Source organism: Paenibacillus sp. FSL K6-1330 (assembly GCF_037976825.1).
Taxonomy (GTDB): Bacteria; Bacillota; Bacilli; order Paenibacillales; family Paenibacillaceae; genus Paenibacillus_AQ.
In genome coordinates, this window is sequence record NZ_CP150269.1 from 3,963,247 (window position 1) to 3,985,581 (window position 22,335).

Consider the following 22,335-nt stretch of genomic DNA (forward strand, 5'->3'; position numbering starts at 1 on the left):
AGCGAGAACCTCCCTTGTTGCTTCTATGAAAGACATCATGATAGGTGAAAGCCACTTGTCTTTATGCCACAACATCTGTGTATACACGTGCAAGTCCGGAATTTGCCATGGAAGAGCAACAAGTTCGCCCCGGTTCGATAGGGACATGAACAAGCGGCTCGGCGACACCAAAGTTTACAAGGCCGACACCAATTCCTGCAGTGAACAACATTCCTAGCCTTGAGAACGTGCTAAACTCCGGCTTCTCATCCTTCTTCCCCAGCCTGACATTGCCAAACTTACTGAAGGCCAGCAATAAGCAAATTCCGATGACAATAAGCGGGATCATCATCGTAAACCAGCTAATTGGCCATGGTACTTGTAAACCCATCCCCATAAGGTGTTCGTCAGATTTTCTGGGTTAACGACAGCCCAGACAGAAAAGATACCTGTGAATATAACCGCCGACCGGAATGTTACTGAACTTTTACTGCCATTCCGATTGGAGGATTGAAGGGAATCCATAGTGTGAAGTCTCCAATCTATGTTGTAGTAAAGCTCTTCCATACATAATATTTACAACTCCCAATCGATAAATTCATCCGTCTCAATTATTTTCGAATCGGATCATATATATCTGTCTATAAGCAGCACACTTAAAGGAATCTAGTTTGAAGAAATGCAGAAAAAAGGATGAGTTCAGATCCATCACCAACATGTGAATCTTACTCATCCTTTTTTAACAGGCTGTTGTCTTTTTATTAATCAATCTCTTGTGAAACATGCTCAGGGAATCCACGAAGTATACGAAAATGGTACTCAGCTATGACAATATTTCGAAATACCCATCAGTCCCATGTATGCGAATTCGCTGCCCATCCTTTATCCGTTTGGTAGCATTCTCCACACCGACTACGGTTTTTCGCTCCAACGAGTTCTGGTGATATCGATTTCTCCAGCACAGCGCATGCCGTATTTGCTGAGATAAGTATAGATCGCGTCCTGGGTTTCCTTCCCGCCTTCCAACTTAACCAGTTCATCCAAAAAGTTGTCGTCTTTGACATGTTGTAAATAATCAATGACTTCCGGATAAGGACGGATCGCATCTGCAACATCGAGTAGCGCCAAACCCATTTCCGAAGTAATATTATGGGGTACGGATTGAGAAAGCGTGTCTGCTGCGTTTTTTTCACTTTTCGAGGTTCGTTACCTGCCCTGCGGACGGTTTTATATCACCCCATGAGTCTATGTCGTCTTGTGATTACCCCGACGGTGACCGTATTGTTTTCGGAGCGGTTTATGTAATAAGTGAAACCATTTATCAATCATTGTTCATTCCTTATCTCATAGATTTTTTGCAGGGTATGGATGTGCAGCGTTCTTTCATTATCCGTTTCTTGGATTTTATTTCCAGATCCTGCGTCCATATACCACTCTACAAGCCTGTATCCGAACATAAGTAGAATCAACTCATAGACACAGTTATCCGTTATGTGTGAAATATCCGCATATTCCGAAAAACCCTTGTAATACGCCGGGATACATCTACGGTAGTATTCAACCATGTATTCGACATCGGCTTCGTCCGCGATTAGACTTGCCATATCTTCACCTAAATAGCCCCACCCCGCGGTATCCCAGTCCATGAGTATGGTTTTACCGTCTGAGAAGAATATGTTTGTCACCCAAAAATCCCTGTGGCACAGAACGATGGGCAGCTTTTCAATACGGTTGAATATTTCGTCTGCGTTCTCATCAATGTCGATGAGCATTTGACATATGTGTTTCGGGATTTCGCAATCGTCGGAGCGTATATAATCGTACACTCTATTCCATGACCGGTAATGAAGATAGAAGTTTTTCATGTAATCCACTTTGCTCAGGTTGGTCAAGCTCTGTAAAACAACTGGCTGTTCGGCATATAATTTGCCTTGGAACCGTCCTAATTCCTCGGCTGCGCGTTCATACATATCGCCAGTCAAATCTAAACCCGATATGCCGTTGATATATTTCATCCATATCTGCGTTTCGTTTTCTTCTTCGTTCATTTCGGCGTGATAGCATTCAGGCAACGGAATGATTCAGAAAACAGAGCGCCAAAATTGGATTTATAAAAATCATATTCCCTACGCCAGGAATCGGGATCGTTGTAGCGTTCCCATTTCTTCTGCGTTTTTCGCTCATTATGAAGTCCTCCAATCGTTTTTTTACAAGGTGAATGGTTAAGGTAAACACCCCTGTCGATTTGTCCGTTATACAGTTTCTGATTTGCTTGTCGCCATACATAATCATCATATTGGAAAAGAAGACAACGATGAAAGGTGGATTATAGATATATTCATTTATTACCTCTTCCTACCAGTTAGCTTAATGAAATCGCGATTGGAAAATGATTAGATCCATCAAACCGGCAAAACAAAAAAGCCGCTAAATTAGCGACTTTCAATGTCTATATGTTCTTGTCATCGGACACAGGATTTGTTCCTAATCAAAATAAACGGTTTTGCCTGTATCTGCGGATATATACACGGCTTCTAATATTTGTGAAACAATCATAGCTTCCCTCGGTTTAACTAAAGGTTCAGTATCGTTTACGATACTGTGAATCCATTGTTTGGCTTCATACTCGAAATCGGTCATTTCTTCTCCCCTGAACAGTTCTCTTGCATTCGGATTCACCTCAATTTTATTCAGGAACAAGCTCCCGTCCCTCTCGCCATTGATCCGCAGTTCATTTTTAGCAAAATCCGCTCCTCCCTTCGTTCCGCACAGCAGGTTGCCACCACCTTTCGCAATGTTGAGGGCCCAACTTGTTTCAATGATGACCGTAGCTCCATTTTTAAATTTCACATACCCGAACGCCGAATCTTCTACCTCGAATTCGTTGGGATCCCAGGCTCCCCATTCGTTCGCGGCATTTTCGGTATGCTTCAGTTTATGGAAGACACTGCCAACGACACTTTCCGGTTCATAGTTATCCATCAACCATAGGATCAGATCAAGGGAATGGGTTCCAATATCGATCATAGGACCGCCCCCTTGCTTCTCTTTATCTAGAAACACGCCCCATGTAGGTACGCCTCGTCTTCGGGTAGCGACAGCTTTTGCAAAATAGATATCTCCAAGTTCCCCATCGGCGATCATCTTTTTTAACAGTTGGCTTTTGGCGTTGGAACGATTCTGGTACCCGACGGTGAGCTTCTTTCCTGTTCGCAAGTGGGCTTCGTACATCGCTTTGGCCTCCGCTCCTGTGACTGCCATTGGTTTTTCGCACATGACATGTTTGCCACTCTCGAGCGCATCAATGGAAATCGTCGCGTGGGAGCTGTTCGGTGTTAGCACATGTACGACCTCAATCTCCTCCATAGCAAGCAGATCCTTGTAATTGGTAAACACCTTAGCGCCTTGCGTGCCGTATTTTTCCGCGGCTTCCTCGGCTCTTTCCGGTTTCAAGTCGCAGAAGCCCACCATTTGTACGTTATCTAACTTGGACAAACACGGCATATGTTTGCCGTTCGCAATCATTCCGCAACCGATGATCCCTACTTTTACGGTTCTCATCGCATTCCCTCCCCCGCGTTATTTAAACTCTACCGTTCGGTTTTCCTTATGAGCGATGTATGCTGCTTCCAATAGCTCCGTCAATTTCGTCCCCTCTTCCAATCCGAAAGGCATCGGCTTGTCATGAATCAATGCATCTGCCCATTGGATGATCGGAAGCGGCTGCTCTTTAGGGAGCTGATTAGGTGAAATCCATCCGGAAAAAGGTACATCGAGCTTCTTCGAGCTGACTCTAACGGTATCATCTGAGATCATCAGGGTGCCCTCCGTGCCGTAAATCTCAAGGGCAGAAGGAGTTTTGTACGTAACAAGGCTTGTTTCGACCAGTGCGACCGCGTTGTTTACGAACTCAATGGAGCACTGCGCATTATCTTCCACTGCACGATTGGTAAAATAATGAAACATGGATGTGATTCTTTTAGGCTTACCGAGCAGCATACTTGCGATGTACATCGGATGACAGCCCAAATCCATCATGGCTCCGCCCCCTGTTTGCTTCTCATCATACCAGTAATCCGGGAGCCAATTATTCAATGCACCGTCGTGGCCGTTACGAATGCGCAAAAGCGTGATGTCTCCTAATACATGGTCATCTACTAGCTGCTTAGCGAACAATTGGTGCGGCCTTGTGAGAGCGGGAAATGAAATGCAGAACTTGACGCCTGCTTTGCGTACTGCTGCAGTAATCCGATCGCATTCTGCTACGGTAAGAGCCATGGCTTTCTCGGTAAAGATGTGTTTGCCGGCCTCAGCAGCTGCTACCATGACGTCTGCATGCATGCTTGTAGGGGCATCCACCACGACGCCATCAATGTCTTCCCGCTCTAGCAGCGTGTCCAAATCCGCTTCAAAATCCGTTCCCAATTGGGCAGCCCATTCGCTTCCGCGTTCAGGCTGTTCGTCCCAGACTGCCGTGAGTTTGACGTTACCGTGAGATTGTAACCTTCTTGCATAATCATCTGCATGCACATGCCACTTACTTAACATCGCAACGTTCAACATGCGTTTCCCCTCCGTCATCGTTTATATTTTTTTACAAGATTTTAGTTTTCTTCAAAGGGAGGTGGCGTATAACTTGCTCCAAATGGCGCATCAGGCCTTGAAAAATCCCCCATTAAAGCTCTTCGCACAGGCGTAGTTCTTTGCATAAAGTTGACATCGTTATGGAAACGGTCCGAGGGCTTTACCCACGGAGGGCTATAGATGTAATGCATGGTATAGCGGTCGTAATCCCAATTATGTTCGTACGTCCGATGCCATACTGCGTTGTGAAACACCAGGACTGACCCTGCAGGCGCGCATACCACATGGCTTATCGGCGTATCCGACTTTGTAGTCCGGATCGAATCCGGCAGAGGAATGAGACTGCGGTGGCTGCCTGGAATGAACTCCATATTCCCCATGCCAGGTTCTTCCTGATCGGTCAATAAAAATGAAGCACGGAGCTGAATAAGGGGGACTGGGTACCCCAGATTCTTAAAATCGAAGGCGCTGGATCCGTCTTGATGCCAGCCTCCCATACCTCCCCTTACCGGCTGCTTCGTATTCCACCCGGACTGCATAATGAATCGGTCGCCAAGTAAACCTCGGATCTTCGGTAAAACCGATGGATGATCCATTAAGTTTTCAAGAGCGTGTTCAGATTCATACCCTCTGCCGACTTGCCCCCAACCGACTGTACCTGCCGCTTCATGAAGTCGAATTGATGCCTGCAGGCATTCTTTGACCTCCTCTTTCGACAGTACATTCGGAATGACAAAATAACCCCACGATTCGAACATAAACTGATCGAGTTCAGTGAATGCGCCTGCTGAAACAATCGGGTTTAACATATGTTGTCGTCCCCTTCCTTACATGTAAAAAGTGATTCGGGATGGCAGTGACACCATCCCATGGATAAACTTCCTTCACTTAGAACCCTACATCATCTCGTTCTGCAGCTTTTTGAGCCACAAACTCCGCCATTTCTTCTACGCCGGCAGCTCTAAATTTTTCTTGAACACTATGAAGCATATCTAGAGCTTCTTGATCTGACGCCGCAAAATACGCTCTCTTAATTTCCTCATCGAAATTCAAACTACTGGTTTTATCTCTATATTCCTGATATTTGGGCCACTCTCTTGCAAGGTAGTTGGCGCTTACTTTGTCTATAATTTTGATAGGCATTTTTGCTGAGAGACTCTCCTCCAACTTTTTCCACTTCGTTTTTTGATCCTCGGGCATAGGCCAAGTAATATCATTGGAGAATGCCCCGATGAATCTTCCTGGAAGATAATTGAGCCCTGCGTCTCTTTTCAGATCCGGGTTATCATCGAATTGTTTTTTCACATCAGGAATCCACCGGGGTAACCCGTTTTCCATGGTGTAGTGCGTTCCTTCGATCCCGAAATACGCAAGCAATCGGCCTTCTTCACTGTTGACATAATCAATGTAACGTAATGCCGCATCAGGATCTTTGATGTTAGCGCTTAAGAACAGGGCAGGGAAACCGGAACGGCCGGGTTTTTCCACTTGCGTTCGGATTTCTCCGCTCTTATTCTTCATCGGTCCGAGTAGTTCATATTGCATTTCCGGATTCGTCTTATAAAGCGTTTTTTGCAAATCATCTAACATCGGCTGGGCTCCGAACACGGCAAGCTTGCCCGTCGTAAGCTTTTCATTCGCTGTTGTACTCGTATTGTTAAAGGCTTCAAGATCAAACAAACCTTCCGTTAATAACTTCCTCATGTATAACAACTTAGCTTCATGGTCCTTGGATTGCGTCCAGTGAATCAGTTTTCCATCCACTTGATGGAAGTCCGAAATCGTGTAATCCGACCACCCGGCTAGGAACTGGCCGGAATCCCATCCATTCCACATCGTTCCGGCCGGGATGACCGGTTTCCCGCCAATATCCTTAAAACCTCCATCTCTGATCTTGACCAATAGATCATATAGTTCTTCTTGCGTATCAATATCCTCCGCTTTTACATTTAAAGCTTTCAGGATATCCCCCCTGGCAAAAAGACCGTAATTCCAATTATGAATGCTCTCAGGGGTGCCGTCCGGGGTCTCCGTAGGAATGAGATAAGTCTTGCCTTCAAAATCGGGACTATTGAGATCGAACTCGGCAAAATCCTTTGCAATCCCGGTAGTCACAAGTCTTTTAATATTCGGGTATTTATCGAGATATGGGGTTAAATCCAGGAGCTGTCCTTCCATGGCTGCCTTCTTGATGACTTGTCCTTCTCCTCCTGTAGTCGACCAGAATGGTGCGTTAACAATATCCGGAACCGTACCGGAAGCAAATATGGTGTTTAGTTTTTCTACTTCGCTTGTTGTGATGGATTCCAGTTTTAACGTTACTCCGGTTTTCTCCCTAATTTTTTGGGCTACAGGATTATTCTCCTGGTCCTGCGGGAAACCGGCTCCGCCACCGTTCCAAGCACTGAGAAAAGTCAAGGTTACCGGTTTTATTTCTTCAGTACCTTGCTCCTTCGGACCTGTGTCAACCGTGCCTGCATCTTCCCCTCCGCCTTTTCCCGTGCATGCCGTCATGGTCACTAAAAGCAGTAAAGCGATTAGTGTCATAACAAGAACACTCCTACGCTTGTTCCTCCTCATACTACAATCCCCTTCCACTGGAAGTTTTTATATAAAAGGCTTTACCTTTTATACCAACTACTCCTTAAGAGAGCCTACCAATACGCCTTTTACAAAATATTTCTGTAGAAATGGATACACACAGATAATCGGGGTCGTAATAATGATGACGAAAGTCATCCTCAAGGCTTCCGGCGTTACTCCTCGCAGTTCCATCTGAGTCTGGGTCATGTTTTGAATAGCAGATCCGCTATTTCCCGACGTCATCGACTGGAAAGAAGCTTCGCTGATCATCTTATTAAGGAACGTAGCTGCAGGCTGCAGTTTTTCATTCTGGATGAAAAACTGACCGGTAAACCAGTCATTCCACACGCCCACTCCGACAAACAAGGCAATGGTAGCAAGCACCGGCATCGAAAGAGGCAATATGATTCTTGCAAATACCGCCAACTCACTTGCTCCGTCGATTCGGGCCGATTCCGACAGAGCTTCAGGGATCCCGTCGAAGAAGGTTTTCATAATAATCGCATTAAAAAAATTATATAGAGAGGGCAATACCAACACCCAAAACGTATCCAGGATGTGTAATTGCCGGAACAGGATAAACGTCGGAATAAGCCCTCCGCTGAACAACGTGGTGAAGAAAAAGAAAAACACGATATATTTTCTTCCGGGCAGACCTTTCCGTGAAAGGGCGTATGCCAGTAAGGCCGTCAAAAATACGGAGCCAACCGTTACCACAATCGTTCGTGTAATGGAAATATAAAACGAATTTAAGATTATAGAGTTGCTAAAAGCTTTCGCATAGTTCTCTAATGTAAAAACTCTAGGAAAAAAATAGATTCCACCCTTCATCGCATCGTAGCCGTCATTGAAGGAAAGGGCTAGAAAATAGATAAATGGATATAGTGCTGTAGCGCAGAATAACAGCAGCACCGAATAGTTAAGCGTCATATACATTTTATCTGCTGTCGTCAGCCTTCTCGCACCCATACACACACCTCCTCATCTTCTGCGCTAGCTGATTACCATAACGATACGTCACTCACGCGCCTGGATATATTATTGACAGCAACAATGAGCAGCAGCGAGATCGCCGATTTGAATAAACCAATGGCCGTGGAATATGCGAGTTGCCCCTGTTGGAGGCCTGTTTTTAGGACATAAGTGTCCAAGATCTCCGAGACGCTTAATGTTGCTGGGGACTGCATCAGCCAGATTTGGTCAAAACCCGCGTTCAGTATTCCGCTGAGGGAGAATATGAGCAGTATGGCTATCGTTGGAACAAGGCATGGAAGCGTAATCTTAAATAGTTTGCTCCATCGACCTGCCCCGTCGATTTCCGCAGCTTCATACAAGTGCGGATCGATATTCGTTAACGCAGCTAAATAAATGATCGAACCCCAGCCTATACCTTTCCAAATGTCAGAAATGATGACCAGTGGATAGAATAATTCCGGCTTTCCCATAAAAAAAATCGGATCCAAACCCATTTGGTACCGAATGTCATTGATAAGCCCTACGTTCGGAGACAGGATTTTTTGAAGTAAGGTAACGACAACGACCCACGAAACGAAGTGCGGCAGATAGGAAATCGTTTGAAACACTCTTTTGATTCTTTTGTGCATGACGGCATTGAGCATTAAGGCTAGAATCAATGGAGCTGGAAATCCGAAAACAAGTTTAAGGGCACTAATGGATAACGTATTTCGGAGTACTTCGTAAAATTTGGAATCGTTTAAAAACTGTACGAAGTATTTGAAGCCTGCCCATGAACTCCCCATGATCCCCAGATTGAATTTGTAATCTTTGAACGCGATTACAATGCCGTACATCGGGTAGTAAGCAAAAACCAGAAACCAGATGATAGCAGGAAGCAAAAACAAATAGATATGCCTGAAATACCATATTTTAGTTAGTTTCCTGTTCTTTTTTAATTGCTCAAATCCGTGGATAACCACACCCTTTGGTACCATTCCCCGTACACCTCCTACTTCGTCGTATCGGATTTTTACGAATCCATTCCCGATAGCTTAGGAACAGAGCCAATTTTCGATGTTTCGACGGTAAATAGCGACTGTCTCCCCCTCCTTCATTGCAAGCGGTTTCATATCTACAATTTAAATATATTCAATATGGTGTAGGAATCATTCCATAATTTTATTTTGTACATCGTGTGCACTGCTCCCTGGGCGTACGATGCGTCGTTTGGGGCATGATCGATGGCTGTCGGCCATGTTCAGGTGTTTTTATTCCTTGGCAAAAATACATTATATTCAATATATACTTATGAAATTGTTTGATAAAAATGTTTATTGAAATAAAGCAACCTGTGAATGGTTTGAAGAGCTTCTGCTGGATTTCTTTATGGATTTGGGACTTATTATGGGAGGATTTCATGAGAGGAAGTTGCAGTTGACGTAGTAGAAGAGCCCGGGGAACCGTCGCTTCCATTGTCAGGTTTTGAATAGAAAGCGCGTCGGACTCGTTATTAGGTTACCTATATAGGGGGAAACGGGTGTTGATATCACGAGGTGGAGAAAACGTTTTTTCCCGTCGTCTCGCCAATCACCAATTCCGGCTCCACTAGGGTTTTAAAGTATTTTCCTTGTTGCCCGTCATCATTGTTAATGACCTCAACCAGCGTGTAAGCCGCGCGGTAGCCCATGTCTCGTTCAAACTGTTTAACATGTGTGAAGGTGCTGTATCCTTCGATGATTGAAGTCGGATCGTCAAAACTGATGATGGATATGTCCTCAGGCACCTTCAATCCAACTTGACGCGCAATCTGATAGATTTTCACTCCAAGACTTCCATTTAGCGTAATATAGGCCGTTGCCATTCGATTTTGGATATAGCGGTACAGTGGATGTGTTTCAGCTTGCTCAAGACTTCCGATTTCAAAACCGGTCACGATGTGGGCAGGGTTTATGAGTGATCCCTTTTCCTTGAAGGCATTCATATATCCATCGATCCGCTCTTGAACGGTGACGGTTTGTATGGGCGAATCGGAGCATATGGCGATTTCACGATGCCCCAGTTCCCACAGATAATTTACAGCCATATTAACGCCAAGCCTACCGTCTGATGCTATATAATGAGTTTCCACCCCAGGAAGGTAACGGTCGATGAGAACAAACGGAAACCCCGCAAATTTCATGCTTAATATTTCCTCGTTGAATAACTCCTCGTCAACCGGGAAAATCAGTAACCCTTCCACTCCGATTTTACTACATGTCTTAATAGCCTCTTTTTCCTTATCAAGATTGCCCTCTGATAAATAAATAACGCAACGGTAACCGTTTTCATTTATCGCTTGCTGAATACCTTGTATAAGTCTAATCGTAAAATAGTCATAAATGCTGGGCAGAATTAGGCCTATCAACCGCGTCCCCATTTCTCCACTGGTTTTATGGATAGGCTTCACGGCAATTTTAGGAGATGTTTCCGGCATTTCATATTCAGGCTCACTTACAAAAGTCCCCTTTCCGGGCACCCTGGTTATGATTCTTTCGTTAACCAAACCGGCCAAGGCATTAACGACAGTAATCTTGCTTACGCCGAAACGCTCCATGAGTTCCTTTTCCGTTGGTATACGGTCTCCAATCTTCAGTACTTTTGACGTTATCAAGTTGCGTATATACTCTTGAACCCTCTGATATAAAGGTATTCTTTCCGTAGAGCTCATCCGAATCACCACATTTCATTCAATATGTTCAATATATAAATTACGAAAGATGCAACCGTTTTATTCCATGTCCTTTCTTTGTTTGTGGTTGGTGCTGTGCCCAAAGGAGCCATTGGGTTATGTTGCAGTGTAAAACAGTCCCCGGCCGTTTAGCCGAGACTTTTCGCCGATTTGGCATTTGGTGGAGAAGATACGCGGCATGCAGGTGGTCACGATTATGCGAAATTCCTACAAAATGGTCGCTTTTGTGCATTCTAAAGGGCAGTTCCGGTTAATAGGTAATTTGGTTATCCCTGAGTAATTAAATGAGCAATTGATAAGAAATCATAACATTTGTTACATGCTATGATATAAGAAACATAGCATGAAAGGAGAATCAAAATGGCAACAAACAATATCAGTGAACAAGAGAATGATGATGCCCTTACTTCACAAAATTCGTCTAAACCAGATCCTGCAATGGCACGCTTGAATGTCTTCGTAGGGAAATGGAATACAGAGGGTGTGATTAAAGCAAGTCCGTCTGGGCCAGCTGATCAGTTGAAAGCAATAGATACCTACGAATGGTTGCCCGGGGGTCATTTTCTTATTCATCATGTTGATGGTCATATGGGGAAAGAAGAGGTTAAGGCTATTGAGATCATTGGCTATGATGCTTCCAGTCAGAAGTACACCACACACTCATATGACAACCAAGGCAATTTCAGTGCATACCAAGCGAACCTAATCGACCGTGCCTGGACAATTTTGGGCAAATCGGAGCGATTCACAGGAATGTTTAGTGAAGATGGCAACACCTTAACAGGTAGTTGGGAGCTGTCAAACGACGGTAAGAATTGGGTACATTGGATGGACATCAAATTGACTAAAGTCATTTAGCTAATAGGCTGGTACCACCCCTTTAATGCACAAAACACCTCCAAGGTTGTCTCTATTGAAGCATTCCCTTGAAGGTGTTTTGATTGATCCCACTCTATGGGGTCAGTCCAATGTTATTTTTTCACCACTACTTTGTACAGCCTTAAAACTCTTCCAAAACCTTGGATTTGTCACCATAAACCCTTTCCAGGTGATCCTCTCCCCAATAGCATAAATAGTCTAGCGCGGGCTTTAATCCCCACCCGTAGGCCGTTAACTCATACTCCACTTTAGGCGGGATCTCTTTATAAACCTTTCTTGCAACAATCTCATCCTTTTCCAGGCCTCTTAGTTGAGTGGTCAGCATTTTTTGAGTAATGTCGGGTATTAACCGTCGAAGCTCAGACGTCCGTTTCCGGCCAGTCATCAAATGATAGATGATTAAGGGCTTCCATTTCCCCCCCATTACTTCTAATGCCGCCTCCACTCCAACTTTATACTTCTTTTGAACGTTATTTTTGCTCTTTTCAGTCATCTCTTATTCCTCCGTTAAAAGGCTGTGTTTTTGCTAGGAACATAAGATTCTTTCATTTCAGTCCGTTATTCAGGTAAGTTTCTAGGGCATCTTTCTAGGGCACTTCCATGTTTCTATGGCACCTCTATCATCCTATAGAACTTGAAAGTGCGTACTTCCAGAGTATTTTGTTACTGTTTATAATAGCATCAGCCATTGACCGTGGCTACGAGTTAGCTGTGAAGAAAGGTAGTGAACATACAGGCATGAGAGTATTGAGCGTTGTTTCGCATCCAAGAAAGGATTCCCTGACTTTTAAGGTTGCCGATCGTTTTGTAAAAGGTCTTGCCGAGGCTGGCCACGACTATGAGATATTGGATTTACACGGGATTGGCTTTGACCCTGTTTTAAAAGGCGTAGATGAACCTGATTGGTCAGCCGAGGAACAGTCCTTTTCCCCTCAGGTAGAAATGGAAATAAGGCGAATGAAGGAGCATGATGCCTTGGCATTTATTTTTCCAATTTGGTGGTGGCATTTGCCAGCTATGCTAAAAGGTTATATTGACCGGGTATGGAACAATGGGTTTGCCTACGGTTCGAACCAGCTTCATCATCAGCATGTCTTGTGGATTGGTTTGGCGGGCGTTTCGAAAGAACAGATGAAAAAGCGTAACTATGATGAAATGATGACGCATCTTCTCAATGTGGGAATTGCAGATTATTGCGGTGTATCCAATTCCAAGGTAGAATTTTTATACGAGACTTTGGATTCCAATCCCAGGCATTATGAGATGCTGCTTAACCAAGCTCATCACTTAGGGCTAAATTATGCCAAGCAGTAAGCTTTAAGTTAAGTCTGAACTATCATATTTGCGTTATTATGCGTGTACGTTGTTGTTTACTCTTGCCTACTGCTGGGGCCACCTTCTGCATACGATTACCTACCTCGTCATAACTGTAACAAATCGCCGTTCCATCAGGCAGCGTTTCTGCTACCATTTTCAGGTTTTCATGCTGTTCATTAAAATCACTATTGTGCAAACCTGTTTAGATCATTATCTAATCGGTAATCGGACCATCTTCGTGTCCTTTACGGCACCAACCTGCCCATTAGTTGAACAAAGGCAGCCGATCTCATAAACGGCTGCCTTCTCTTGTCTTCTATTGAACTAACCTCTCCCGTTAGCATAATGATCAGCAATTCTACTTATGATACGTTTCACCGCCGTATAAATATCTTACAATTTATCAACGTATGTCATGTATTCTTTTTTTCGGCAGATGAAAAATAACGCTTAATTAATACCCTGTTCATTATAGGTGTTCCTTCTTGTTTTGAACCTGTTTCAAGTTATCTAACACTTAAGGATAGTGGTCTTGTCCAAAGAGAGTTGTACTATCAATATATATTTCTTATCGTCGGACGGAAGATTTGCTTTTTATGTGATAAAATGTAATTCATAATAAATGAAGGGGCTGATTTTTTGAACTTATCGATCTTAGCTCTTATCCTTGTCGGGATAATCACTATCTATGCCATTGCATTTACCATGATAATAAAGTCACTTGGCCGGAAATTTAAAGACAAATCTAATATGTATTTTCTATATGCATCCATTATCTTGGTTATCCAATCTTATCTTATAATTAAGGATTTTTTAGGAAAACAGCCTTTAAGTTCAGTCAATATTTTATTTTTCTTAATGGCGTTTATGCTGATTTTCCAAGGAATAAGGCGGAAAAATCAAATAACATAAAATAAGAATCTGTTTGCTTTCTGTAAAGTGTTTTTTCTAAGACAGATGGCTCTTGTTATAAATTATTCTGTGCCCTGTTATAGCATAAAAGGACACACAATACAAATTGTGTGTCCACTTGTTAAGACTATGTATCTATACCTTCATATCTAATAGGAAGAACCTTCTGGCTGGCTAGCAGGCGAGCGATGCACTAATCCACCGGAGATGGATTGCGGATACTTTAGGAGGTTGTATATCGGGCATGCGCGCTCAACCACTTCATGAAGCTCGGCGATGGTTTCGGCGGATTCTTCGGATACGATGTGAATGTTATATTCGATATTATGCGGATATATGGGAATGTCCTCGTATCCCGGTTTGCCAGCAAGCGGGTGCAACTGACCCGTGACTTCGACTTCAAGGGATTCCAGCGATATGCCCCGTTCCGCAGCTTTAATCAACGTAATATGAGTCAGGCAGCTGCCTAATACACCAAGCTGAATTTCAGGTGATGAGGGACCGAGGCTATATCCGGCATAATTCTCAGGGCTGTCGCTGATAATTTGGAAGTCGCGTATACGTATTTCTCGAACGCCGCTGCGGCCTTTCGCCTGTACCTTGGCCGAATAGGTATTCGGCTTGGGGTCTTGCTCCGCTTGAGAACGCAGGGCCTCTGCCGCCGCTTTTTTTTGTGCTAAATAATCATTTAATGTAGTCATGGTATCTCGCTCCTTTACAATTTTGATATTTTTAACAAATAAAAGACACAGCTAAGCAGCTCATCCCTGCTTAAAGCTGTGTCTCCGACGATTCGGTCAACACTCGTTTGCTTGATTATTCCATTTCATTGACGGAATTGGATAACAGGCTGGGGGGCATTCCCAAATAATCGAACAGCCCCTGCTCGGTTTGTTGAACTCGTTCCACTCGTAAACTATAGGTCGATACCGTCTCTCCGACGACATGAACGTTGAGCAGTCCCGCACTGCGCAAATTGAAAATATGATCATGCGTAATGCCTTTGGATATGCCAAGATGTCGAATCACTTCGATAAAAGTACGCGGTTCGCTGCGCAAAAAGTGCAGAATCCGCAAACGGCTCTTCTCGCTCAGACTGCGAAGAAGCCGGTATAAATGAAGCGACGGCTCATCGTCTGCCTCAGCATACGGCTCGATCCTGGATGCATAGTGGCAGAGGGTCAGGCTTCCGTACGAATAAAAGATATTGCCAGGCTGCACTCCTTCTTTGACCTCTTATGATTGACTGGCTGCCGGTATCCAGCAGCCATTTCGCTCATATTTTACAACATTCCGCATCATCCGAACACGCCCCCGGGCATATCCTCAATGTGTTACATAAGGATCCGAAGATGGCGTGCCGCTTCAAACGAGATGACATGCCACGTAATGATCATCCCCCACGTTGCGGAACTCGGGAACGACTTCCTTACACTGCGCCAAGGCATAAGGGCAGCGTGTATGGAACTTGCAGCCAGAAGGCGGTTGAGCCGGACTCGGAATGTCCCCTTTGAGCACGATCCTCTCCCGCTTCAGCCTCGGTACCGGGACAGGGATCGCCGATAGCAATGCTTGGGTATATGGATGCAGCGGACGGCTGAACATTTCGTCACGCGAAGCCATTTCCATCATGGAACCGAGATACATCACCCCGATGCGATTGCACAAATGCTCCACGACACTTAAGTCATGCGAAATGAACAAATAGGTTAATCCGCGATTATGCTGAAGTTTTTGAAACAAATTGATGATTTGTGCCTGGATGGACACATCAAGCGCGGATACCGGCTCATCGGCGATTATGAAATCAGGATTCAGCACCAGAGCGCGGGCAATGCCGATCCGCTGCCGCTGGCCGCCTGAGAACTCGTGCGGAAACCGATTGTAGTGATAGGCAGACAGGCCGCAAGCTTCCAGTACATCCAGCACCTGACCACGAACCTCGGCTTTTTCGGCCAAATCGTGTTCAAGCAGCGCTTCGCCGATTGCGTCTCCGATGCGGATACGCGGGTTAAGCGAGCTGTAGGGGTCCTGAAAGATAAGCTGCATTTTAGGCCTGAGCTTTCGCATCTCCGATTTGGGCAGGTCGTGAAACGGGATACCTTTGTACAGGATGTCCCCGCTGGTTTTCTCATGAAGCCGGAGTATCGTGCGCCCAACCGTGCTTTTGCCGCTGCCGGATTCGCCGACCAGGCCGAACGTTTCTCCAGCCCGAATTGTCAAACTGATATCATCGACCGCTTTGACGTGACCGACGTTACGATTAAGCAGCCCGGCGGTAATGGGAAAATATTTTTTTAAATGTCGTACTTCCAGCAATGCTTCACTCATGCCGCGCCTCCTCTTCATACAACCAACAGGCCGTTCTGTGACCGGGTTCCACTTCTCTTAGTGACGGCTGCCGGGATCGGCAGATGGCCATGCAGCTTTCACAGCGATCATGAAAATAGCAGGATTCTGTCAGTTCAAGCGGATTGGGTACCTGGCCTGGAATGGAGTACAACAGGTCCGAGCGCTGGCCGAGGATCGGTTTGGATTTCAGCAATCCCTTCGTGTAAGGATGTTTCGGACGGTCGAAGATTTCCTCGACGTCTCCCTCCTCGACGATTTTCCCCGCGTACATGACGATGACATAATCCGCCATCTCGGCCACCACACCAAGATCGTGCGTAATCAGCAGAATCGACATATTGGATTGCTCTTTGCTTTCCCTCAGTGTTTCCAGTACCTGCGCCTGGATGGTAACGTCCAATGCCGTCGTCGGTTCGTCGGCAATCAACAGCTTGGGGCTGCACGAGATCGCAATCGCAATCATGATCCGCTGCAGCATCCCTCCCGACAATTGATGGGGATAGGAAGCCGCGATTTGTTCCCCTCGGGAAATGCCGACCAGCTCGATCAGCTCGAGCGCCCGCGTATAGGCTTGTTTTTTGTTCATTTGGCGATGGAGCATAAGCGGCTCCATGATTTGCTTGCCGATCGTAATGACCGGGTTCAGGGAAGACATCGGTTCCTGGAATATGATCGAGATGTCGTTGCCCCGAATTCGGCGCATCTCTTCTTTGCTGATCTTTAGAAGATCCTTGTCCCCGAATTGGATCCGGCCGTTCACCACTTTCCCGTGCGGCCCTTCGACCAGTCCCATGATCGACATGGCCGTGATGCTCTTGCCGCAGCCGGATTCGCCCACGACGCATACCGTTTCGCCTTCGCGGATGCGAAAGCTGATATCGTCCACCGCTTTGACCGTTCCGGTTCCGGATTCGAAATAAGTGCTTAAATGATTGACCTCGATTAATGAATTCATTATCCGTTCACCTGCTTGTATTCTGTTTAGGATCGAGAACGTCCCGCAATCCGTCACCGAAAATGTTGATGGCAATGACCGTCAAAAAAATCGCCAGACCTGGCGGAATCCACAGCCAGGGCCGTTTCTCAAAATCGATGACGTTGTTGGCCGCATCGATCATATTTCCCCAAGTGGGCGTTGGGGGCATGACCCCGAGCCCGAAGAAGCTGAGCACCGATTCCGACAGTATCGCTCCTCCGATGCTAAGTGTGGCGATGACGATCAGAAGCGGGAAGACATTGGGCAGTAGATGGCGAAACAGCTTGCGCTTATCGCTGAGACCCAGCACGTCGGCAGCTATCATATACTCCCGTTCCCGCAAGGTCAGCATTTGGCTGCGGACGAGCCGCGCCACGCCGGGCCAGCCGATGACGCTAAGCATGAGCATGACCAGATACAGCCGATAGTCGGTTGGAACCTTCCAATCCGACATTAACGCCCCCATGATGAAGAGAATCGGAAGCCCCGGGATCGTAAACAACAAATCGGCGGTTCGCATGATCAACTGATCGACTACTCCACGATAATAACCCGAAATGACGCCGAGAACCGTCCCGATTGTCATGGATAACGCCATGGACGCAAGGCCGACCGTGAGTGAAATTCGGCCTGCTTGCAAGAGCCGGGTCAGCACATCGCGGCCAAGCAGGTCCGTTCCCAGCCAATGCTTGCCGCTTGGGGGCTGGTGCATCATGGCGGGATTGATTTTGCCATCCGCATATGGGGAGAACAAGGGACCGATAAAGCAAACAACAAACATCAACACGATGAAGGCGAAGCCAGTTACGGCCAGCTTGTTTTTCTTGAGCTTCCGAGTGGATTGCTTCCATAAGGAGTCTGAAACCTCCATTCCTCTGCTGGCTTTTCCGGCTTGACTTGCCGTCGTTGGAATCGACAAAGGTAGTTCCTCCTTTCTTTAAAGCCTGACCCGGGGATCGGAAGTGTGGTAGAGGATATCGGATATGAGCGTCCCGACGACCGTCAAGATAGCCAAAAACATGGTAAAGCCCATGAGGAGCGGATAATCCCGCACCGTGAAAGATTGCATGTACAACTGGCCGATGCCCGGCCAATTGAATATCTTCTCAATGATGATGGAGCCGCCGAACAGGCCCGGCAATTCGAAGCCAATCAACGTAATCGCGGGCAGCATCGCGTTTTTCAATGCGTGGCGGAACAGCACCGTTCTTTCCTTCAACCCTTTTGCACGGGCGGTGCGGACATAATCCTGCCGGATCACCTCCAGCATGTTGCTCCGGAAATAACGGGTGAGCGACCCGACGCCAAGCAAAATCATGACGGCTGCCGGAAGCAGCATATGGTGCAGCACCTCGACGACGTAGTCCCAGCCCTCGGCCCGGCTCCCTGTCGTGATCATTCCACCCGGCGGGAGAATTTTTAAATCGACGGCGAATACTTTGATCAGGAATAACCCGATGAAGAACGAAGGAATCGACATCGCGGCGAAGATGCCGATCATCACCAGGGTATCCAGCAGCGAGTATTGCTTATAGGCCGTAAGAACACCCACGACGACCGCAATGAACCAGGTGAAGAACGTCGAAACCACCGCCAGCAGAAAGGAGTTCCATATGTAATCCTGAAACAGGTCCAGGACGGGGCGCTGCTGGGCCAAAGAATAACCGAAATCGCCTTTGAAAATGTTGGCCATCCAGTTCACGTATCGTTCAATGACAGGCTTGTTCAACCCGTGAATTTCCCTTAGTTCCGCCTTGCGCTCCTCGCTCAAACTCAAGTTGTTGTCTACATAGTCGCCTGGCGTTAAGGAATACAAGATAAAGATTAACAAGGACGCGCCAATTAATATCAAGAGCATGTACAAGCATCTTCGGAGCAAATAGGTTCTCATGTTCTCTCCTTCATCAGTCATCTCCTTGCCTGATGGATTCAGGCAGGAGATGTCTTCTTTGATAGAGCTGTCTAATCTTCCCTCCAGCTGCCAGCTCGCTTATTGCAGATTCCAACCCGGCAAGCTGTATGCGATACCCGCGAGCGGGTTCAACTCAAAACCGTCGATGCGTCCGTTGATTGCGATGACTGATTTCGTATAGTTGGTAAACATGATCGGCAATTCGTCATTCAATATTTTGAACATTTCGTGGTAAATCGCTTTACGCTTTTCGACGTCGCCAGTCGCAAGACCCTGGGCGTAAAGCTCTTCGATGCGTGGATTGTCGTAGCCCTTCGTTTCTCCTTTGATGAACCGCTCCACCCCTTGCGAAGGATCACTGATAATCGTCGTGGAGAACGAAGCCATGTCATAATCGCCGTTATTGACCTTGGATACAAGCGTGTTGAAATCCGGGAATTGCTCAGGCACGAAATCAACTCCGATTTCTTGATAGTTCTCTTTGGCGACGGCAATGAAAATATCGGTATTCGGGCTCTTCGATCCCAAATAGTTGATACGGAGCTTGACCCCGTCCTTCTCCCGAATGCCGTCTGCGCCGACCGTCCAGCCCGCTTCGTCCAGCAATTGTTTTGCTCTTTCCGGATCATACGGATACGGGTTGATGCCTTCCTCGGTATAAGACCACAGAATCGGAGATGATGGAATGTTGGCGATCGACGCTGCCCCTTGCCTGGAATCCACGTAAATCAGCTGACGATTCAGACCGTAAGTCAAGGCTTGGCGAACCCGCTTGTCTTTCAATTGATCCCTCTCCAGATTGAATTGATTATAGCCGTAGTTACTGGCCGTGGACGGAATCAAGTTTAAGAAGCCAAGGGATTTCAGTTTCTCGATGTTATCTGTCGTAGCTGAAAAGCTACCATAGTCGACTTCCCCGGTTTCGATAAACTGCCAAGTGTCTCCCTCCGTGGTCTTGTAGATGAAGTATTCGGTCTTCGGTTTGCCTAACACATAGTGTTCATTGGCGACAAAACGCACTTCTTGGCCTGGAATGAACTTCTCCAGCTTGTAAGGTCCGTTCGTGATCGGATTGGCGTGCAGGTTCTTAATATAATCCAGGTTGCCGAACTGATAATCCTTTCCATAGTACACTTTGGACAATATCGGTCCACCAAGCACTGTCAACGCCGTTGCGTTGGTCTCTTCCAGCGTCACGGAAATGGTTCGCTCATCGATAATTTGAATGCCTTCAATGGAATCCGCCTTACCGTCCTTGTAGGCTTGACCACCTTTGATCTTCGTCTCCACCACGCTGTTGAGGCCGTCATAAGACGGGTCATGAAGCAAGGTCCATGTAAATTCCACATCCTCGGTTGTCATGGGGGAACCATCGCTGTACTTCAGTCCTTCGCGAAGATAATATGTATAAGTCAGCTTATCCTCGGAAATGTCCCATTTCTCCGCGAGACCCGGAACTGGCAAACCGCCGGTGTCGACGCGGACAAGCGGTGTGTACAGGACAGAGTTTACGTTCCCGTCATAGCCCACTTGGGTGAAGTATGGTGTGAAGGCCCCGCTCGGATTCACCAGCGTCACGATAATCGCATCATTGCGCTGCTTCGCCCTGTCCGGGAGCTTGTTTAGATCGGTTGCGGTCAAGGGTTCTTCGAGTAAATGGCCCTCCGTCCCCTGCTCAGCCGGCTCACTGGAGGCAGTCGCTGGGGGAGTTGACGGCGGCGATGCCTCCGGCTCGTTGTTGGTAGATGCGGATGAGCAAGCAGACAGTATTAGGAATAGCGTCAATAACCCTAACCATAACAAACCGTAATATCGTTGTTTTCTCATAGAAACCACCTTTGTCTTTTTTAAAACCTAGCTTCCAAGTAAAATTATAATTCAAATAGGATAAGTAGGATTTATAGCCAAACTGATGCATCAGTAAGATCATTTTAGCCAGCGTTATTGATTCTGTAAATAGCTAACTTCCGCGTGTTTCTGCCTAAACAGAAACATTCTGACGACTTTTGAACACTACAATGCCGGCCTTAGATTGGCCGGCATTTGTCCAAATGCTGAATATCATATCTTCTTCGGTTCTTCAACGCTTACGATGGATTTCGTCAATCCATTCATGTTCTTTCATCCTAGTTTTCGAATGGAACGACATGCTTCGTGATAGGAAGAAATCGAATGTGCACGCTCCGTTCAATCCCTAAGTTCAGAATCCGTTTTTGCACCGATGGTCTCTTGGGCACCTAGACATTCCGCTAATCCGAATTAAGATGCTATTTGTCCAAATGTTGAGTCTTCCATATCAGTCAAATTTAGTATTTCACATACGGTTCGAGCATTTAATTTTTTTAAAAAAAATCTTTTACGTGGCTTTTGCACGTCGTTTTGCATCCTAATTGCACTTAAATACGGATTAAAGTCTGTTGAAGATATGCTTAAATACAAAAAAAGCCACATTTCATGTGACTTTCAAGATACCATGCTCTTATCGTCCGATAGGAATGTGAACACTTTTGTATCATTAGACATTAACGCTATCGGAGGACTAGAAACATCTATCAAAAGTTGAATAACCAATTCACGAGGCATCAGGCCGCTCGCCTACTCCTGCTCTTTGTTAGCCCAATGGGAGGATACGCTTTGCAGAAATCGCAGAATAACGTGTAATTCCGCTTCCTTAAACGGCTCAAGCAGCTGCATAAACCTCTCCTCCTCCAGCTTGTGAAGTTGTTGATGAAGCTCAAAAACCCGTCTGCCCTTCTCCGTTAAACTGAAGTAGACTTCCTTCTTATTATCATTCAGTTGCCTTCGATGGATATAGCCTTCCTCCAACAGCTTCGCGCTGATCTTCGTAATGCCGGCCTTGGACAAGTTCATCTTCACTGCAAGCGCCGTATTGTTGATCGGCTCGTTGTTGCCGATGCAGTCGATCACGTGCACGCTAGTCAAATGACGCGGGATCGACTCCAATTGCTGCTCTTGTGCATAACGAAAAATCTTGTCCTGCTCCGATTCGATCCTTTGCTCGCTCAGATGCACAAAATGAACAACCTGATCCTGGACCAGCCATTTGATCGTCTCCAATGAATTCATCATCTCGCACCTTCCGTAACACAAATTATAGTTTACCGAGAAACAATCGTATCATGTTCCGATACCAGG

The 22,335-nt window shown here is 46.0% G+C and carries 19 protein-coding genes and 2 pseudogenes; 2 read left to right on the plus strand and 19 right to left on the minus strand.

The features are described 5' to 3' along the window. Positions 1-61 precede the first annotated feature (61 nt). From NYE54_RS17750 to NYE54_RS17795, 10 genes and pseudogenes are all read right to left on the minus strand, one after another. The gene (locus NYE54_RS17750; RefSeq protein ID WP_339264980.1) at positions 62-376 is read right to left on the minus strand and encodes a BCCT family transporter; all 315 of its coding nucleotides are present in this window, start codon (positions 374-376) and stop codon (positions 62-64) included. Between the two features lie 518 nt (positions 377-894). Next, a pseudogene (locus NYE54_RS17755) lies at positions 895-1,170 on the minus strand (phosphoenolpyruvate synthase); the annotation flags it as partial. Positions 1,171-1,304: 134 nt separating this feature from the next. Next, positions 1,305-2,155: pseudogene (locus tag NYE54_RS17760) on the minus strand (aminoglycoside phosphotransferase family protein); the annotation flags it as partial. A 308-nt stretch (positions 2,156-2,463) separates the two neighbouring features. Further along, positions 2,464-3,540 (minus strand): Gfo/Idh/MocA family oxidoreductase, encoded by a 1,077-nt coding sequence (locus NYE54_RS17765; protein WP_339264981.1) that lies wholly within the window; start codon positions 3,538-3,540, stop codon positions 2,464-2,466. Positions 3,541-3,558: 18 nt separating this feature from the next. Continuing rightward, positions 3,559-4,542, minus strand: coding sequence for a Gfo/Idh/MocA family oxidoreductase (locus NYE54_RS17770; RefSeq protein WP_339264982.1), 984 nt, complete (start codon positions 4,540-4,542; stop codon positions 3,559-3,561). A gap of 41 nt (positions 4,543-4,583) precedes the next feature. Next, a complete protein-coding gene (locus tag NYE54_RS17775; RefSeq protein WP_339264983.1) occupies positions 4,584-5,372 on the minus strand; it encodes a phytanoyl-CoA dioxygenase family protein in 789 nt (262 codons plus the stop codon). Between the two features lie 79 nt (positions 5,373-5,451). Next, positions 5,452-7,110, minus strand: a complete 1,659-nt coding sequence (locus NYE54_RS17780; RefSeq protein ID WP_339264985.1) for an extracellular solute-binding protein — start codon at positions 7,108-7,110, stop codon at positions 5,452-5,454. A gap of 90 nt (positions 7,111-7,200) precedes the next feature. Beyond that, positions 7,201-8,115: a carbohydrate ABC transporter permease gene (locus tag NYE54_RS17785; RefSeq protein ID WP_339264987.1), complete on the minus strand. Its 915-nt coding sequence runs from the start codon at positions 8,113-8,115 to the stop codon at positions 7,201-7,203. Between the two features lie 32 nt (positions 8,116-8,147). Next, positions 8,148-9,098 carry an ABC transporter permease subunit gene (locus NYE54_RS17790; RefSeq protein WP_339264989.1) on the minus strand — a complete coding sequence of 317 codons (951 nt, stop codon included), beginning with the start codon at positions 9,096-9,098 and terminating at the stop codon, positions 8,148-8,150. A 551-nt stretch (positions 9,099-9,649) separates the two neighbouring features. Further along, positions 9,650-10,810: a GntR family transcriptional regulator gene (locus NYE54_RS17795; protein ID WP_339264991.1), complete on the minus strand. Its 1,161-nt coding sequence runs from the start codon at positions 10,808-10,810 to the stop codon at positions 9,650-9,652. A 381-nt stretch (positions 10,811-11,191) separates the two neighbouring features. Here NYE54_RS17795 and NYE54_RS17800 point away from each other — a divergent pair, with 381 nt between their 5' ends. Beyond that, complete coding sequence (locus NYE54_RS17800) at positions 11,192-11,689, plus strand: DUF1579 family protein (protein ID WP_339264993.1); 498 nt, start codon at positions 11,192-11,194, stop codon at positions 11,687-11,689. 142 nt (positions 11,690-11,831) lie between these two features. On the opposite strand, the gene NYE54_RS17805 is transcribed toward NYE54_RS17800, so the two are convergent. After that, positions 11,832-12,203 (minus strand): helix-turn-helix domain-containing protein, encoded by a 372-nt coding sequence (locus tag NYE54_RS17805; RefSeq protein ID WP_215157267.1) that lies wholly within the window; start codon positions 12,201-12,203, stop codon positions 11,832-11,834. Positions 12,204-12,448: 245 nt separating this feature from the next. Between NYE54_RS17805 and NYE54_RS17810 the strand changes: the two genes are divergently transcribed. After that, complete coding sequence (locus tag NYE54_RS17810; RefSeq protein WP_339273539.1) at positions 12,449-13,024, plus strand: NAD(P)H oxidoreductase; 576 nt, start codon at positions 12,449-12,451, stop codon at positions 13,022-13,024. Positions 13,025-14,088: 1,064 nt separating this feature from the next. On the opposite strand, the gene NYE54_RS17815 is transcribed toward NYE54_RS17810, so the two are convergent. From NYE54_RS17815 to NYE54_RS17850, 8 genes are all read right to left on the minus strand, one after another. Then, a complete protein-coding gene (locus NYE54_RS17815; RefSeq protein WP_339264996.1) occupies positions 14,089-14,640 on the minus strand; it encodes an OsmC family protein in 552 nt (183 codons plus the stop codon). Between the two features lie 115 nt (positions 14,641-14,755). Next, a complete protein-coding gene (locus NYE54_RS17820) occupies positions 14,756-15,160 on the minus strand; it encodes a winged helix-turn-helix domain-containing protein (RefSeq protein ID WP_339264998.1) in 405 nt (134 codons plus the stop codon). A 144-nt stretch (positions 15,161-15,304) separates the two neighbouring features. Continuing rightward, entirely contained in the window at positions 15,305-16,270 is a 966-nt protein-coding gene (locus NYE54_RS17825; protein ID WP_339265000.1) for an ABC transporter ATP-binding protein, read from the minus strand. After that, positions 16,263-17,246, minus strand: coding sequence for an ABC transporter ATP-binding protein (locus tag NYE54_RS17830; RefSeq protein WP_339265002.1), 984 nt, complete (start codon positions 17,244-17,246; stop codon positions 16,263-16,265). Before NYE54_RS17830 ends, NYE54_RS17825 begins: the two co-directional genes overlap by 8 nt. A gap of 7 nt (positions 17,247-17,253) precedes the next feature. Beyond that, positions 17,254-18,138, minus strand: a complete 885-nt coding sequence (gene opp4C, locus NYE54_RS17835; RefSeq protein ID WP_339273541.1) for an oligopeptide ABC transporter permease — start codon at positions 18,136-18,138, stop codon at positions 17,254-17,256. 66 nt (positions 18,139-18,204) lie between these two features. Then, entirely contained in the window at positions 18,205-19,158 is a 954-nt protein-coding gene (locus NYE54_RS17840) for an ABC transporter permease (RefSeq protein ID WP_339265004.1), read from the minus strand. 99 nt (positions 19,159-19,257) lie between these two features. After that, the gene (locus NYE54_RS17845) at positions 19,258-21,006 is read right to left on the minus strand and encodes an ABC transporter substrate-binding protein (RefSeq protein WP_339265006.1); all 1,749 of its coding nucleotides are present in this window, start codon (positions 21,004-21,006) and stop codon (positions 19,258-19,260) included. Between the two features lie 768 nt (positions 21,007-21,774). Beyond that, positions 21,775-22,266, minus strand: a complete 492-nt coding sequence (locus NYE54_RS17850; RefSeq protein WP_339273543.1) for a MarR family transcriptional regulator — start codon at positions 22,264-22,266, stop codon at positions 21,775-21,777. Between the last annotated feature and the right edge of the window lie 69 nt (positions 22,267-22,335).

Coding starts and splice junctions, on each gene's coding strand:
- NYE54_RS17790 (WP_339264989.1), bottom strand. CDS start 9,098: ATGGTACCAAAGGGTGTGGTTATCCACGGATTTGAGCAATTAAAAAAG.
- NYE54_RS17800 (WP_339264993.1), top strand. CDS start 11,192: ATGGCAACAAACAATATCAGTGAACAAGAGAATGATGATGCCCTTACT.
- NYE54_RS17830 (WP_339265002.1), bottom strand. CDS start 17,246: ATGAATTCATTAATCGAGGTCAATCATTTAAGCACTTATTTCGAATCC.
- NYE54_RS17825 (WP_339265000.1), bottom strand. CDS start 16,270: ATGAGTGAAGCATTGCTGGAAGTACGACATTTAAAAAAATATTTTCCC.
- NYE54_RS17750 (WP_339264980.1), bottom strand. CDS start 376: ATGGGGATGGGTTTACAAGTACCATGGCCAATTAGCTGGTTTACGATG.
- NYE54_RS17805 (WP_215157267.1), bottom strand. CDS start 12,203: ATGACTGAAAAGAGCAAAAATAACGTTCAAAAGAAGTATAAAGTTGGA.
- opp4C (WP_339273541.1), bottom strand. CDS start 18,138: ATGGAGGTTTCAGACTCCTTATGGAAGCAATCCACTCGGAAGCTCAAG.
- NYE54_RS17840 (WP_339265004.1), bottom strand. CDS start 19,158: ATGAGAACCTATTTGCTCCGAAGATGCTTGTACATGCTCTTGATATTA.
- NYE54_RS17795 (WP_339264991.1), bottom strand. CDS start 10,810: ATGAGCTCTACGGAAAGAATACCTTTATATCAGAGGGTTCAAGAGTAT.
- NYE54_RS17815 (WP_339264996.1), bottom strand. CDS start 14,640: ATGACTACATTAAATGATTATTTAGCACAAAAAAAAGCGGCGGCAGAG.
- NYE54_RS17780 (WP_339264985.1), bottom strand. CDS start 7,110: ATGACACTAATCGCTTTACTGCTTTTAGTGACCATGACGGCATGCACG.
- NYE54_RS17785 (WP_339264987.1), bottom strand. CDS start 8,115: ATGGGTGCGAGAAGGCTGACGACAGCAGATAAAATGTATATGACGCTT.
- NYE54_RS17765 (WP_339264981.1), bottom strand. CDS start 3,540: ATGAGAACCGTAAAAGTAGGGATCATCGGTTGCGGAATGATTGCGAAC.
- NYE54_RS17810 (WP_339273539.1), top strand. CDS start 12,449: ATGAGAGTATTGAGCGTTGTTTCGCATCCAAGAAAGGATTCCCTGACT.
- NYE54_RS17775 (WP_339264983.1), bottom strand. CDS start 5,372: ATGTTAAACCCGATTGTTTCAGCAGGCGCATTCACTGAACTCGATCAG.
- NYE54_RS17850 (WP_339273543.1), bottom strand. CDS start 22,266: ATGAATTCATTGGAGACGATCAAATGGCTGGTCCAGGATCAGGTTGTT.
- NYE54_RS17845 (WP_339265006.1), bottom strand. CDS start 21,006: ATGAGAAAACAACGATATTACGGTTTGTTATGGTTAGGGTTATTGACG.
- NYE54_RS17770 (WP_339264982.1), bottom strand. CDS start 4,542: ATGTTGAACGTTGCGATGTTAAGTAAGTGGCATGTGCATGCAGATGAT.